Annotated in this window: 9 protein-coding genes and 1 pseudogene; 2 read left to right on the forward strand and 8 right to left on the reverse strand. The window is 45.6% G+C overall.

The genetic code is table 11. From position 1 onward, the window contains the following. Nucleotides 1-25: 25 nt before the first annotated feature. From BLW49_RS18335 to BLW49_RS18360, 6 genes are all read right to left on the reverse strand, one after another. Nucleotides 26-979, reverse strand: coding sequence for a sensor histidine kinase (locus BLW49_RS18335; RefSeq protein ID WP_256209820.1), 954 nt, complete (start codon nt 977-979; stop codon nt 26-28). Continuing rightward, nucleotides 972-1,649 carry a response regulator transcription factor gene (locus tag BLW49_RS18340; RefSeq protein ID WP_090726046.1) on the reverse strand — a complete coding sequence of 226 codons (678 nt, stop codon included), beginning with the start codon at nt 1,647-1,649 and terminating at the stop codon, nt 972-974. Before BLW49_RS18340 ends, BLW49_RS18335 begins: the two co-directional genes overlap by 8 nt. Before the next feature lie 11 nt (nt 1,650-1,660). Continuing rightward, nucleotides 1,661-2,443, reverse strand: coding sequence for an ABC transporter permease (locus BLW49_RS18345; RefSeq protein ID WP_090726048.1), 783 nt, complete (start codon nt 2,441-2,443; stop codon nt 1,661-1,663). Further along, complete coding sequence (locus BLW49_RS18350; protein WP_090726050.1) at nt 2,436-3,353, reverse strand: ATP-binding cassette domain-containing protein; 918 nt, start codon at nt 3,351-3,353, stop codon at nt 2,436-2,438. Before BLW49_RS18350 ends, BLW49_RS18345 begins: the two co-directional genes overlap by 8 nt. A 205-nt stretch (nt 3,354-3,558) precedes the next feature. Continuing rightward, nucleotides 3,559-4,797 carry an MFS transporter gene (locus tag BLW49_RS18355; protein WP_090726052.1) on the reverse strand — a complete coding sequence of 413 codons (1,239 nt, stop codon included), beginning with the start codon at nt 4,795-4,797 and terminating at the stop codon, nt 3,559-3,561. Between the two features lie 22 nt (nt 4,798-4,819). Beyond that, complete coding sequence (locus BLW49_RS18360) at nt 4,820-6,478, reverse strand: glycoside hydrolase family 43 protein (protein ID WP_090726054.1); 1,659 nt, start codon at nt 6,476-6,478, stop codon at nt 4,820-4,822. A gap of 294 nt (nt 6,479-6,772) precedes the next feature. On the opposite strand from BLW49_RS18360, the gene BLW49_RS18365 reads away from it, so the two are divergent. Next, complete coding sequence (locus tag BLW49_RS18365; protein ID WP_090726056.1) at nt 6,773-7,666, forward strand: AraC family transcriptional regulator; 894 nt, start codon at nt 6,773-6,775, stop codon at nt 7,664-7,666. 199 nt (nt 7,667-7,865) lie between these two features. Here BLW49_RS18365 and BLW49_RS18370 read toward each other — a convergent pair whose 3' ends face one another. Together BLW49_RS18370 and BLW49_RS18375 are read right to left on the reverse strand one after the other, a co-directional pair. Beyond that, nucleotides 7,866-8,639 carry a hypothetical protein gene (locus BLW49_RS18370; protein ID WP_090726058.1) on the reverse strand — a complete coding sequence of 258 codons (774 nt, stop codon included), beginning with the start codon at nt 8,637-8,639 and terminating at the stop codon, nt 7,866-7,868. A gap of 241 nt (nt 8,640-8,880) precedes the next feature. Beyond that, nucleotides 8,881-9,021, reverse strand: a pseudogene (locus tag BLW49_RS18375) (zinc ribbon domain-containing protein); the annotation flags it as partial. A gap of 377 nt (nt 9,022-9,398) precedes the next feature. Between BLW49_RS18375 and BLW49_RS18380 the strand changes: the two are divergent. Further along, on the forward strand, nt 9,399-14,966 hold the full coding sequence (locus BLW49_RS18380) for a sugar-binding protein (RefSeq protein WP_090726060.1): 5,568 nt from the start codon (nt 9,399-9,401) through the stop codon (nt 14,964-14,966). The last annotated feature ends 47 nt before the right edge of the window (nt 14,967-15,013 follow it).

Consider the following 15,013-nt stretch of genomic DNA (forward strand, 5'->3'; position numbering starts at 1 on the left):
CACTTATGCATTTGCTTGATCTGAATTAATTTAATGGGTATTCGGTTTGAATCTGATTGACCGGCAGATAGATTCTAAGAATGAACCACTGATTCTCCAGCGCTGCATCCATCTTACCGTTCATTTTTTCTATCAGCATTTTGGAGAGATACAGCCCCAGTCCGCTGGCTTCCGTATTGGTTCGGCTTGTGACCTCGGTATAGAAGCGCATAAACACTTTTTCTACAGCAACCTTGCTGTTCGGCTTGATATCATTCTTGACGGTCATGAGGAGGAACCCATCTTCCAGCTCATAGCCTATGACCGCTGTGCTCTTGGCATAACGGAGTATGTTCTGAACCACATTTTGTATAACCCGTATCAGCATGTAGGCGTCGGCAATAATCTCCACACGGCTAAGCGACTCAGGAAAAGTAAGCTCAATATTCTGCTTCTCCAGCTGCTCATAGTAAGTTAAGAAGATCTCTTCCACCAGGCTGGAAAGGGGGAGTGATGTAAGCTCCATCTCCTTCTGATTGGTCTCCACGCGCGCCAAGTCATAAAAGTGATCGGTCATCTCCAGTAATCGGCTGACAGAGCCTTCCACAATGCCAAGATAATGAATCCGCTTGGACTCATCTTGTGTCTCACTTAGAAGCTGAACATAGCCCTTAATCGAAGTGAGCGGTGTTCGCAAATCATGAGAGAGCCCGGCAATGGACAGCTTAACGTTCTCCTCCATTTGCCGGACATGCCGATTTTTATGCTCGTAAGCATCAATCATTTGATTCCATTCATCGACCAGCTCGTTCAGCGCCTTGTCACGAAAATCAAGAAACAGTCTGCTGCCGAAGCCTGCCCGGTCCGGAATGTCTTTCATCGCATGCTTGAGCTTACGAAGCTGCCTCCTGAGAAAGATGATATACAGAAGGAGCGCCATAGCCAGGAAGACAAATCCCCATCCCCACATCCCTTGCCAGCGCCCCTTTCCGTTAATCAAATTTGAAGCCGATACCCCATACGGTTTTGATATAGCTTGTGTCATCCGAATGAAGTTTATTTCGCAAATTACTGATATGTGTATTGATCGTTTTCTCACTATCCATAAAAGGTTCATTCCAGACACTCTCATAAATATTTGCACGGCTGAACACTTTATGCGGATGCTCCAGCAATAGCAGAAGGATCGCGTACTCTCGTCCGGTTAGATGAAGCGTCTGGTCGTTCAGCTTCACTTCACGCGTTTCTGTATTTACCGTAATATTGTGATAACGAATCTCTGTATCATGAGGAGCGGCAGCCTTCGTTGTGGAGGCATGTCGCAGCTGGATATCCATGCGCGCGAGCAGCTCCTTCACGTCAAACGGCTTCACGATATAATCATCTGCGCCGCTGGTCAACAGCTCCAGCTTGGATTGCTGATCGTTTCTCGCTGAGATGACAATGACAGGAACGGATGAACTGCTTCGGATCTCTTGCAGAAACTGCTCGCCATTGATCCCTGGAAGCATCAGATCCAGAAGAATGAGATCCACCTCATTTTGCTCAAACAGAAGCTTCCCCTCCGTCCCTGAATAAGCACTCAGCGTGCAAAAGCCCCTCTGCTCCAGAGTCTCCTTAATTAGAGAATGAATAGCCGCATCATCTTCAATGATTAACACATTTCCCATCTCTATTTCTCCTACTTTATGTCTGTTCGTCCAAACAGAAAAATTCCTATAGCTGATGATAACACGATTGTAATGAGACTGACCACGGCCATCTCTGGAAATCTGGCAATATCAGCTGAGCTCGCAAAATCCGAATAGAACAGGAAGGATTCAGAGAACCAGAAGGTAACGTGCTTGAAATGCTCGGTCTGCTGGAAGATGCCTGCACCAAAGCCGGTTCCGATCGTATACAAAAAGCTCCAAACGAGCGAAGTACCGCTGTTCTTGGTCAGAAAGCTAATCATCACATAGATTGAAACGTTTGATATAAGTAACAAATATAAAGTGCCGAAGGTTTGAAGCGCGTAGCTGAAGTAGCTCTGAACGCCGGCAACCTCTCCGAAGCCGAACAGAAGTGAATAGCTGATCATCCCCATCAAAACGAGCAGGATCGAACCCATCAGCGTAAGCAGTGCGGATATGAGCAGCTTAGACAGATAAAAATGCTTACGGCTGCGGCCTAATGACAACACATTGCGAATTGTCCCGTTCTGAAACTCTTCTCCAATATAGAAGCTGATAAATGCGCTCATCACGAGCAGAACGGCAAGTCCATTCTTCTCAATCATGAGAACCCCTGTCGCGCCGTTAACTACCGTATCAATGGCCTGAACCAGCTCCTCTCCATTGCTTATAATATCCATTTTGTTGAGAGCCGCTTGGCAGACCGGCAATAGGAACAGAATGGCAAGAACGATCCATAGCTTGCTGCTGCGATATATTTTGATTCGTTCCGCTGACAATAGATTAAACATCCACGCCACCTCCTGTTAACTGTAAGAAATAATCCTCCAGCTTCTGCCTGCTGGCGCCAATACGCAGTACATTCACCTCAGCAAAGACTAAGGCCCGGTTGATTGCCGCAACCTCGCTTACCTTGTCATAGATGTGAATCTCTGTTCCGCTAATAACTTCGTAATCTCTGATTCCGAGTGCATCCAGCACTACAATCGCTGCCTCTGCCTCTGTCGTTTCGAGTTCAATATATTGCCGGGTTTCGTTAGCCAGCTCCTCTTGGGAGAACTCCCTGATCAGCTTCCCGTCATGCAAAATACCGTAGTGAGTCGCGATCTGCGATAGCTCATCCAGCAAGTGGCTTGAGAGCAATACGGTTATACCCCGCTCAGTCACCATCCGTTTAATAATCTCACGCATTTCTACAATACCTGAAGGATCCAGACCGTTGGTCGGTTCATCCAGAATTAAAAATTCAGGGTGAGTCATCAGTGCCGTAGCAATAGCCAAACGCTGCCGCATGCCTAGCGAGAAATTTTTGGCCTTCTTCCTGCCTGTGTTGTTCAGATTCATCAGGCGAAGCAGATCCTCGATCTCCCGTTCGCTTACACCGCCGTTTGCTGCCTGCACCCGCAAATTCTCACGAGCTGTCAAATCGGGATACAACGCCGGATTCTCAATCGACTGCCCCATTCTTCTCCTTGCTTGCTGCAGTCCCTTCGTCCCGGTCTCGCCAAACAGCTGGATGCTGCCCTCATCGACGGTAATCAGTCCCATCATCGCACGCATAAAGGTCGATTTGCCTGCGCCGTTCTCTCCGATCAAGCCGTAGATCATGCCTCGTTTAATCTCAAGGGATACTTTATCAAGCGCTTTATGCTTGCCGTACATTTTGGATATATGAGTTGCCTTCAGAATCGTTTCCGACATTTAGAATCACCCTTTTGAAGTTGATGAGCTAAGTATAGAATGCAGATATAAATAAATGGACCCGATAAGTATAAAGAAAGTATAAAGATTGCGAAGATACAATATATCTTTCCTTGGCATGGTATGGGTGATTCTCTATTCTATTAAATAGCAAAAAACCACTCCTTATACGATCATAAGAAGTGGTTATTCGTTCATTAATATTTTATCTTGACACAGATTTAATAGAGAGAATCAAGATTCCTCCCAAAATGGAGAATACAAATGACATGATAAAAATGGATGAGAACCCTACGGATGAGATCAACACCGCAGCAATGACCGGAGCAATCGCTTGAGTTACCGTATTCCCCAGATTGTAAAAACCTAAGAAAAATCCAACTCGGTTCTTGTCAGGGATGACTTCCAGATTCAATAGGTTATCCAGCGAGTTCCAGATGCCCATTCCCAGGCCAGCCATAAAGGCATAGATAATGATACCGGTCTCATTTTGTAAGAAGAAAATGCTTAATGCACCGATCCCTAACAAGATCGTAGATAAGCCAACAGGCAATTTCAATATTTTGAACTTATCTGCTAGGGGTCCGGCTATAAATCCCATCGCAATCCCGAAGATCAGCATGATCGTGTTAATTAATTGAACAGACTGTTGTGTAGGTATTGTGTCCTTATGCAGGAAATCTGACATGATATATAACAGGTAACCTGTAATCGCGAAGTTTCCAATCCCCTGAAACAGCTTGCCGGTTAGAGCCAAATAATAATCACGACCGATAGACCAGGACGGAAAAATAGTTTTCAGCTCTTTTATAGAAAACTTCACCTTAGCCGTTGATTCGGATGAATCCACTTTCTCCCCCAGATTGGATGGTTCTCGGACGATCCATGCAGCAATCAAAGTACCAACAAAAGTTATAATACCAAATATAATAAAGCCTAAACGAAACTGTCCTAAGAAGAGAGCTCCTATAATGGAAAAACCGTTGTTGCCAAGCGCCATTCCCAATCCGCCATAAGCAGATGAGGCCGTTCCTCTGCCACTTTCAGGAGCCAAATCCAGCCAAGCAATCATCGGTGCAACAATGAAGTTCAGTGCAATCTGTCCCAGCATCCAGCTTAGCAGCAAGAAGGGAATCGTCGTACTCATTGAGGCAAGAATCATGGCCAGCATAAATACAAAGGCACCGGAGACAACCCATGGTGTGCGTTTACCAAAACGAGATCTAGTCCGATCCGAGAGATATCCGGCAACCATATTAGACAGAGCCGCGGTGACCATTCCTAAGGACGAAAATAAAGCGACTAATTCAATTTTGTTATCGGCGTCCAAATGCTGAATCATAGCTGGGAGGAACAAGCTCGAAGCTACAATATAGGGGCCAAGCCAGGAAGCCGGCCCAATAATTAATCCGGGTATTAGTCGTTTCAATGATATGGTATTCATGATCGAGCTTCCTCTCTAATGGCTAGTCATTTTTCACTGAGTAGTAATCAAAATCTGCAAAGGAGTCATGCTGATGGGAATCGACTGTACCAATAAAATTAAACAAGCCTGTAAATCCGCCGATCTCACCCGGTTCCCCGTTGACACCTTCATCAGACAAATAAGCAGCATCTAACCCATCCGCCAACACTTTCCAATCCATATCATCACTGAGCCGATAATAGAAATCTACTATACCTGAACGGTAAACAGCCTTCAGCTCAACAACACCTTCAGGTACCGAAATATGGTGATGTACAAATTCGATGCGTTTTCCTAATTTCGCCTGCAGTAACTGCAGAACAGTGCAATTGGATGCTTCAGAATAGGTCAAATGGGCATAAATCCAATTGTTGGAGTCATAGTAAAGCCCCATACCCGCTGTTTCGGAGTAATGATCGGGATGAAATTCAAGCTTGGTTTGAAATTTATAATGAAATGATGTTGCACGAGTGGCCATAATCGCCGGATTTACTTGGGAGAAAAAAGAGTTCTCGCCATGGATCCGCAAATATCCTGCCCGCTCCGTGGTATTCACCCAAGCAGCCTCTTGATCGCGATAAGGCGTCATAAAGTGGGTGTCATAGGTGTTGTCGTCAAAATGATCAAATACATCGTGCGTTATTGTAGTCGATAACGGAACCCCCTGCATGCCCTGAACTTCCATCTTGGCTACATTCGTTCCATCCTCCATTTCCAGCCAGCCGTCCTCTGTCCATTTCATTTTTTGAATGGAAGTTTCACGCCCCAATGGATTTAGCAGTGTTCCTTCAAGTGGACGCGACATGAGATGTGCAATATACCATTCCCCTGTTTGAGTTTGAACCAATGAGCCATGACCCGCTTTTTGCATGATCGATTGGGGATTGTACATTTCAAAATGTCCCGCATCCGGATCACCTAATGAGAACAGATGACGTGGTGAGGACGTAATAATCGGTTCAGCAGATGGATGCGGCTCATAAGGGCCAAATATGCTCTTCGATCGACCAATCTCTACCCCATGTGCATAGCCGGTTCCACCCGCAGCTTGGATCAGATAATAATATCCGTTGTGCTTATATACTTGCGGGGCTTCTACACAGCCGCGGCTGGTAAACCCTTGCGTTACCCGATGCCATTTACCGATTATTCCTCCTTGCTCCAGATCAGCCTCGGCGATGACAATATGTCCGGGTGCTTGATAACCTTGGCGTGTTTCCCATTCGAGTGTAGAGATATAATGTCTTCCATCCTCATCATGAAAAATTGCAGGGTCAAAGCCGATAGAAGTCAAATAAATTGGATCAGACCAAGGTCCATTTATATCTTCAGCCCACACGGCATAGGAGTCTGAGTTGAACTCACGACCTGCCATATTGAGCATGTGGGAAAAGGCCAGCCAATATTTGTTCGTAGTAGAATCATAGGATAAATGCGGCGCCCAGATTCCAGCGGGTGTATTCGTACCGCGCAAATTGATCTCACCGTTCTTTAATACATGGCTAATGAGCTGCCAATTGGCCAAATCCGTCGATTTAAAAATTTGGATACCCGGGTTCCAATGAAATGTGGATGTTGCGATATAATAAACCTCACCTACCCGAATAATAGATGGGTCTGGTGCCATGCCAGGAATAATAGGATTTTGAATGACTGTCATTTTACTACTTCCTCTCTCTCTAATGCGATGTTGGGAACGCTGCTCAATACGATAAGCACATTCCCGATCATGACCTCCTTATTTACCCTTTTTTTCTTGCTGACTCAAACTTCCCAATGAATTCATGATTCCGCTTTCTATTTTGACTATGATAAAATAATCAAAGAACATAAGTGTTTAAGCTGATTTAAGAAAGCGTTTGCTGCTGCATATCTATATTATAATAATAATTATTTGATCATTACGTTAGTACAAGTAGGGTTAAATTTACCCTAATCAAAGGTGGCACGATAAATGGAAATGAATGAAAACAGCCTCATAGGTTATAAGACACAAATTTTTCCACGCATTGATTGGAATATACGTTTATTTGGTGCACACAAACAAACCGTTTACTCCGATTGGTCTATGACCAAGGAATATCACCATGCTTTTGAGATCTTGATCGTCTTAGATGGGGAACAGGAAACCTGGATCGGAAATAAACAATATATGATCAAGAAAGAGGATATCCTTCTGATTCCTCCGGGATTTGAGCATACCAACAAGTGTGTCACCGCTGATTCCATGACCTATTTTTGCGCTCATTTTGATATTGACGAACCTGCTTTACGGATGAAAATCATGAAAAATAGTGATTGGATCTATCAGCCTGCTAATCCCAATCATGGTAGATTAAGGGTTTGTATTCAGAAATGGCTGGATATTCTGGATGATCCATATATCACCGGCTCCAAAGCCAAATTACGAGCACAAGTGGTACTCTTTGAGCTATTAGAGGTTCTCATCGACATCGAGCCGCTGGATACGGAGATCCGAAGTCATCAGTCGATGACAACCGCAAAATATGCAAAGGAAATTGCAGAAGCCATCAAGTGGAGCTTTAAACAAAAATGTATACAGAAGGACGAAGATACCTCTATCCATATACAACCGATTATCGCTTCTCTTGGAATCAGTCCCAACTATGGGTTAGAGGTATTCCAGAAGATTTACCGTATGTCTCCTCGTGAATATCTATCGAGTCTCAAATTACAAGAAGCAAAGATGTTACTGCAGCAGCCGGAGATATCCATTAATGAGATCGCAAATCGTTTAGGCTACAAAAACTTGGCTCACTTCAGCAGGCAATTCAAAAGATGGACAGGATCAAACCCTACCGAATTTCGAAAAAAAGCCCGTCGTTAATAAAGGCAAACATCAGCATAATTCTTCAACGCAAAAAAGGCCGCCTATTTGGCGGCTATTTGTTATGGAATGGACCTACGAATGAACTCTCAGAATTAATGCCCCAAGGCCTTAACACCATTTCTAAATTCATCAATTGAATTGTTTATTTTCATAACATCATGTTTCATTTGTATGAAAGTGAAGCGGGTTGTTCTCTTTAAAATTTTTTGTAAAAAGTAGCCATACTGCTAAACCCATAGAGACTGTTACTTGTGAAAGTGACGGTCTGTCCCTCCGTACGTTGTAGAAATCGTTCATTCCAATGCCCTATATTTGAGGTATACATCTCCGCTCGTTCCTTATTGGCGAAATATCCTAGAGAGACGTGAGGTGTGTAGGAAGGTCCGCATGTTTCTAATCCAAAGCGTTCCTTGTATTTCTCAATGAGGCACTTCCTCTCCTCTTCGATCTTATGTAACACGGCCCTTGAACGGGAATTTGCAGGTTTCAGGCTTGCTACCAGGACCGAATTTCCCCACTTAATCAGCTTATCGAACTGAAAGTCAATCGATTCCTCCATATGGATATGTAATGGCCCATCACCAATTCTGAGGAAGTCTCGCTCTCCTCCCCGTAGGGAATGAGGTAAATTATCGAGCAGATCCTCCGCATTAAACCGATGTTCCCGTGATACCTCCTGTACATTACCATCATTAATTCCGTCCCATAAAGTCACATGATATGAATGAGAAGGCAGAGGACAAAACAGATATGTATTCTTCACTTCTGATAATTGTGTAAGTGTTTGATTGAGACTTTTGTATAATCCTAGTTGTTCAGATTCGATATCACAGCTTAATAACTTCAAATCTTCATTCGCATCTAGCGGTAATAAGCAGTCCGATGGATTATCAAATAGGATGGAATACCCTCTAAAATGGGACCACTCCGGTGTAAATCCAGCGATTTTAGGATTCGTAATGAGAAACATACACAACCTCCATTTTAGTAATCTTTATTTAACGTTACTACTTCATATTCACGTTGCTGTAATACCATAGATTATCTCATGACCGTTTTCAAGGTTTATATGAAATGGTTATTGTTAACACTCCCACAGCTAAAGCAATGGGATTCTTGAGTGATGAAACCGAAGTCCGTTTCCGGTATCGGAGTATGACCTCAAGATGAGGCTGTGCCATCAGCCCTCCTAAGACAGTGCGTATAGCATCTTAGGCTGATTGGCTGTTACCGCCAATCACAGGTGCGTGAATAATATTGATTGCACCCACTCTATCTCGATGGGTTTTATAACCACATGAACAAGCATATTTTCTATCCTTTACTTTGTTTTTTGAATCGCAAATAGGACATTAAGAATAAGAGTAGCCATTGCCCTGGCTGCTCTTTTTTTGTATTCATTTTATTAAACTTCTGTGCTGCTGTCTCTTCAATTTAACTTAACTATGAAACTGTTCTAATTGTCGTTATCCATCAGCGAAGAGCCAGATAAACAAGCCTCTTTAACATCAGCACTCATTCGATTTACGTCATACTTTTTTTAATTCAATTTCCAAAGTAAGCGATTCCATGTTTTAAGGGGAAACATCTTTAATTCGTGTATTGAAAAAGACATACCTAAATTATATCGTATATTGGGGATCAGTTGTAAATTTGTGGCAGCTTATCCAAATACGACAGGTAAGCCCTGGGCTGGGCGTACCGGATCGAAAATAAGGAGGATTCATTGATGTCAAAACGATTCAGCAAAATGCTCTCGTTCCTCTGTTGCTTGGTAATGTTGACGCCGCTAACGCCTGTCAGCTTTGCCGCCGATACGGACAACACGGAGAACGCAGAAGCGACTGAAACACCGACCGCCATGTTCGGAACACCTGAGCTCGGATCCAACGACCCGCTGTGGTCCAAGACAATGGAGTATCCAATCAACAAAAGCACTGTGCCTGACGACCCCAGACCGCATGCTACCGGCACAGCCAGGATCCTTTGGGACAATGATTACGTGTATGCTCGTGTAATGGTAGAGGATAGCAATCTATATCAGGGACCCGGCGGAGATCACCAATACGACAGCATAGAGTTCTATGTTGGCACCGGATCCAGTGGTTCAAATCAATGGCGCGTCAGTTCGACAGGCGTGTTTTCAGGGCAGTCTGATCCCGGCAGAGCTGCGTGGACTCAACTCACGGACACTGGATACATTGTGGAAATGAGACTCCCAAAAAGAAACTTGACCCTAGAGCCGGGCAAGTTTACCTTTGAGGTTTATATCAATAACTCGACGGAAAATGGCGGGGATCGCTACGAAGTTGTATCCGCTTTCGGAGATCCGGACACGGGTTATGGGGGCCATGCTGCATTTGCGGACAGCTTGGAGCTCATTGAAGCCGAGGAAGCGGACACTAGATTCTCAATCACCGTCTCGACGGATACAGGCGGCCAAGTCACGCCGAACGCACCCGGCAATGTGCTGAGAGTCATGCCTGGCTCAGACAAAACATTTACGGTTCTTCCTGTTCACGGCAAAATTGTAGATACCGTTACGGTAGATGGCGAACCTGTAACTATATCCGATGATCATACTTTTTCTTTAACAAATATTAGCGCTGATCATATCATTCACGTGACATTTAAAGATGATCCGACTGCTGATCAGATTCCTTTTATCGTATGGAATGACAACTTTGCCAGCGGCGAATATACAACGGCGGTCATCATTGACCTCGGCGAAGGGAAAGAAGCGTTAGGTTCCAAACTTAATCCGGACTTGTTTACCGTGTCAGCTAGAAATACCACCCTGGCCGGCGACTCCGTAGTCTATCAAGGAACGCGCAAAATCTCAAGAGTATACGCCAATGACGAACCAAAGGTTCGCGGCTATCTTGGAAAGGTAAGCCATTCACCGGATTATGAGGACGGACTGGCAAGTGGCCGTTACATCGTAGTTGAGCTGGAGTTTTATACAGAAGTCGGCGGTAGTACTACGCTGTACAACAGTAACTCAACCAAGCAAAATTACAATATTGTGCAAAATGGCGAGATCGAGCTGGCTGAAGGCGCTCCGCTTAACTCCGCTGTCTTTAAACAGGAAACTGTTGTGAATACAATTCTTGACAAGTTTACAACACCTACGGGCGATTCAGTCAATCGTGCACTCTACCTTCACACCGATGAAAACGGTGAAGTGTTGCAGAAGTTACCACTATATGTCTATACCCACGGCATGAGTCGCGGTGGCACAAGTGCTGAGACAGACCAAAAAGCGTCTATGAAATCCGCTAACGGTTCTGTCGCTTTAATGAAGAAAATGGAAGATAACCCTACTAAATATGCCAGCCATATACTGAATATCTCCTATAATGGCATTTCTACTCCATCCACAGCCAATGTGAAGAAGGTGATCGATGACCTGATTTCCAGCGGGGCAGTAGACCCTAACCGTATTTACGCTGCAGGCTTCTCATGGGGCGGTCAATATACGAACAGATTAATTAACGACTACCCTGGCTTCTTTGCAGCGGCAGCACCTATGGCCCCGGTAAGCGGCTCACCGAACGCGAACGACAACGACATTCACAGCGACCTGGCTTATTGGATGTTCTTAAATGTTCACAACGTAGGAACATACCAAACCAACCTTAATAACTTCATAAATACGAATATGCCGAAAATGACCAATGCGAGAGCTTCGAACTTTGAGAGCAATGAGGCTCTTACGTGGCCATACAATCAATATGATCAGCGGGGTCTGAGACCCAATCCGGGCAACACACCTCCCCTTCCTGACTATATAGCACACGAAGTAGAAGCGGCGGTTCTTTACAACGAAATTACTATGGACCATCCGTTTACTCAGGAGGCTTGGAGCATAGCTCCGATAGCCCAGTCCCCTAACTTGCCGCCTTGGAACAATGACTACTCAGATGTCTTTGATTGGATGTTCTCACAGAGCAAACTAGGCGTGCCTAGTGCTCCATCCGCCATGTTCGGAACTCCTGAGCTCGGATCCAACGACCCGCTGTGGTCCAAGACATTGGAATATCCGATCAACAAAAGCACTGTGCCTGACGACCCCAGACCGCATGCTACCGGTACAGCCAGAATCCTTTGGGACAATGACTACGTATATGCTCGCGTAGTTGTAGAGGATCGCAATCTATATCAGGGATCCGGCGGAAATCATCAGTACGACAGCTTAGAGTTTTATGTTGGCTCCGGATCTAGCGGTTCAAACCAATGGCGCGTCAGTGCGACGGGCGTGTTATCAGGTCAGTCTCATACGGACAGAACTGCTTGGACCCAAATCACGGACACGGGATACATCGTGGAAATGAGAATTCCAAAAAGAAACCTGACCTTGGAGCCAGGCAAGTTTACCTTCGAGATCTATATCAATAATTCGACGGAAAATGGCGGGGATCGCTACGAAGTTGTATCCGCTTTCGGAGACCCGGACACGGGTTTTAGTGGCCATGCTGCATTTGCAGACAGCTTGGAACTCATTGAAGCCGAGGAAGCGGACACTCGATTCTCAATCGCCATCTCGGCGGATACAGGCGGCCAAATCACACCGAACGCACCCGGCAATGTGCTGAGAGTCGTTCCTGGCTCAGACAAAACATTTACGATTACTCCGGTTACTGGCAAAATTGTAGATACCGTAACCGTAAATGACGAGACCGTGACTATATCCAATGATAATACGTTCTCTTTAACAAATATTAGCGCGGATCATCAAATTCACGTGACATTTAAAGATGATCCGACCGCTGATCAGATTCCCTTTATTGTATGGAACGATAACTTTGCCAGCGGCGAGTACACAACGGCGGTCATCATTGACCTCGGCGAAGGGAAAGAAGCGTTAGGTTCCGGGCTTCATCCGGACTTGTTTACTGTGTCAGCTAGAAACACGACCCTGGACGGTGACTTCGTGGTCTATGAAGGAACGCGCAATATCTCAAGAGTATACACCAATGACGAACCGAAAGTGCGCGGCTATCTTGGGAAGGTAAGCCATTCACCGGATTATCAGGACGGACTGGCAAGTGGCCGTTACATTGTAGTTGAGCTGGAGTTTTATACAGAAGTCGGCGGTAATACAACGCTGTACGACAGTAACTCAACCAAGCAAAATTACAACATTGTTCAAAAAGGCGAGATTGAACTGACTGAAGGCGCTCCGCTTAGCAACGCCGTCTATAAACAGGGGAATGTTGTGAATACCATCCTCGACAAGTTCACAACACATACGAGTGATTCCGTAAATTACGCGCTCTATCTTCACGAGGATGAAGAAGGTGAAGTGTTGCAAAAAATGCCGCTATATGTCTATACCCACGGCTTTTCGCGCGGCGGCACACAGGCGCATATCGACCAAAAAGCGTCTATGAAATCCGCTAACGGATCCGTTGCTCTAATGAAGCAAATGGAAAAGGATCCTGACAAATATGCCAGCCATATTCTGAATATTTCCTATAGCGGCGGTTCTTCTCCACAAATAGGCGATGTTAAGAAGATTATCGACGACATGGTTGCTAGCGGATTTGTAGATCCTAACCGTATTTATGTGTCTGGCTTTTCATTGGGTGGAATGTATACGAACACCTTAATTAACACATACCCTGGTTTCTTTGCGGCAGCTGCGCCTTTGGGAATTGCGAGTGGCGGGCCGTCAGCAAGCGCTAACGAAGCTCATAAAGACCAGGCCTATTGGATATTTGTAAACACGTATGACACTCGAGTAAATGCATCGCAGCTTGATAACTTCATTAACAATGATCTGTCGAGTTTAACCAACGCAAGGGCTTCTCGTTTTTCGAGCAATGAGGCTCTTACGTGGCCATACAATCAATACGATCAGCCAGGTCTAAGACCTAATCCGAACAACACACCTCCCCTGCTTGACTATATAGCACACGAAGTAGAAGCGGCGGTTCTTTACAACGAAATTACTATGGACCATCCGTTTACTCAGGAGGCTTGGAGCATAGCTCCGATAGCACAGTCCCCTAACTTGCCGGCTTGGAACAATGACTACTCAGACGTCTTTGATTGGATGTTTGCACAGAGCAAACTAGACGTGCCTAGTGCTCCGGACGGCTTTAAAGCGGCGGCGGGCGATAGACGGGTCACATTGAGCTGGACTACTCCGGCTGACGACGGTGGCAGTGCGATATTAGGCTACAAGGTCTGGTATGGCAACGAAACGCCAGTCACACTGGGTGCTGAGAAGACCGGTCATACCTTCAGTGGCCTGACGAACGGGCAAAATTACACCTTCAAGGTCGTCGCGTTCAACGCAAAGGGCGACAGTGCGGAAATAACTGCGACGGCGACACCGATGAAGGAGAATTCTACTGTACCGGATCCTTCTGGTGTACCTGGTCCTTCTGGTGTACCTGGTCCTTCTGGCGGCAACCCTGTCAATACGGGCAACGAGACAGATACTGGATCGTCGAAGCCGACCTACACCGTGAACACCCCGCAGGATAAGCCCGCGGTCACTGACACAGACGGCAATACTACCCTGCCTGGTGGTGGCTTGATTACGACCAAGGGTGGGACGAAGCTTGAGGTGCCTGAAGGCACAACTATAGACTCGAAAGGTAAGGTGACCATTCCGGCAGACAAGCGCGCCGAAGTTACACTACCCGGCGACAACGGTATATCGATGACCATTCATGAGGGTACAGAGCTTGTGTTTGATGACAACACCCCTCTTGGCTTCATTGTGATATCGGGCAATCCTTTCCATGATGTCAACGACAACAACTGGTTCTACAGCTACGTAAACGCCGCCTACACATTCGGTCTTTTCAATGGCACGACGTCCACAACGTTCTCACCGGGCACCTCAATGACACGATCGATGTTCGTACAGGTACTGGCCAATCTTGAGAACGTAAGCAGCTCCGACTACACGAGTTCCCGCTTTAGCGACGTGACGGACGGACAGTGGTACACGGCGGCAGTCAAATGGGCTGCTAAAAACGGAATAGTCCACGGTGTAAGCGCAGATCGGTTTGACCCTAATGCATCGATGACACGCGAACAAATGCTAGTGATACTGTATAACTACATGAACTACAAGGGTTATGAGATTCCTCAAAACCAAGCCCAGTCCTTCACAGATGAAAGCGTTGTCAGTACATGGGCATTGGAGGCCGTTAAGGCGCTGCAAGGCATCGACATTGTAACAGGCAAAGGTAACAACATCTTTGACCCTAAAGGTACCGCTACCCGAGCCGAAGTAGCCATTATCTTTGTAAGGCTGATCGAATACCTGGCGAAATAAAAGCGTAAACCGGAAACAGACCCATGCGACTGGACATTGTCCAGCCG

It is taken from the genome of Paenibacillus sp. PDC88 (assembly GCF_900106725.1).
GTDB classification, from domain to species: Bacteria; Bacillota; Bacilli; order Paenibacillales; family Paenibacillaceae; genus Paenibacillus; species Paenibacillus shunpengii.

Excerpts from the sequence above, each read along its gene's own strand:
- BLW49_RS18355 (WP_090726052.1), bottom strand. The coding sequence starts at position 4,797 with ATGAATACCATATCATTGAAACGACTAATACCCGGATTAATTATTGGG.
- BLW49_RS18350 (WP_090726050.1), bottom strand. The coding sequence starts at position 3,353 with ATGTCGGAAACGATTCTGAAGGCAACTCATATATCCAAAATGTACGGC.
- BLW49_RS18380 (WP_090726060.1), top strand. The coding sequence starts at position 9,399 with ATGTCAAAACGATTCAGCAAAATGCTCTCGTTCCTCTGTTGCTTGGTA.
- BLW49_RS18365 (WP_090726056.1), top strand. The coding sequence starts at position 6,773 with ATGGAAATGAATGAAAACAGCCTCATAGGTTATAAGACACAAATTTTT.
- BLW49_RS18370 (WP_090726058.1), bottom strand. The coding sequence starts at position 8,639 with ATGTTTCTCATTACGAATCCTAAAATCGCTGGATTTACACCGGAGTGG.
- BLW49_RS18360 (WP_090726054.1), bottom strand. The coding sequence starts at position 6,478 with ATGACAGTCATTCAAAATCCTATTATTCCTGGCATGGCACCAGACCCA.
- BLW49_RS18345 (WP_090726048.1), bottom strand. The coding sequence starts at position 2,443 with ATGTTTAATCTATTGTCAGCGGAACGAATCAAAATATATCGCAGCAGC.
- BLW49_RS18340 (WP_090726046.1), bottom strand. The coding sequence starts at position 1,649 with ATGGGAAATGTGTTAATCATTGAAGATGATGCGGCTATTCATTCTCTA.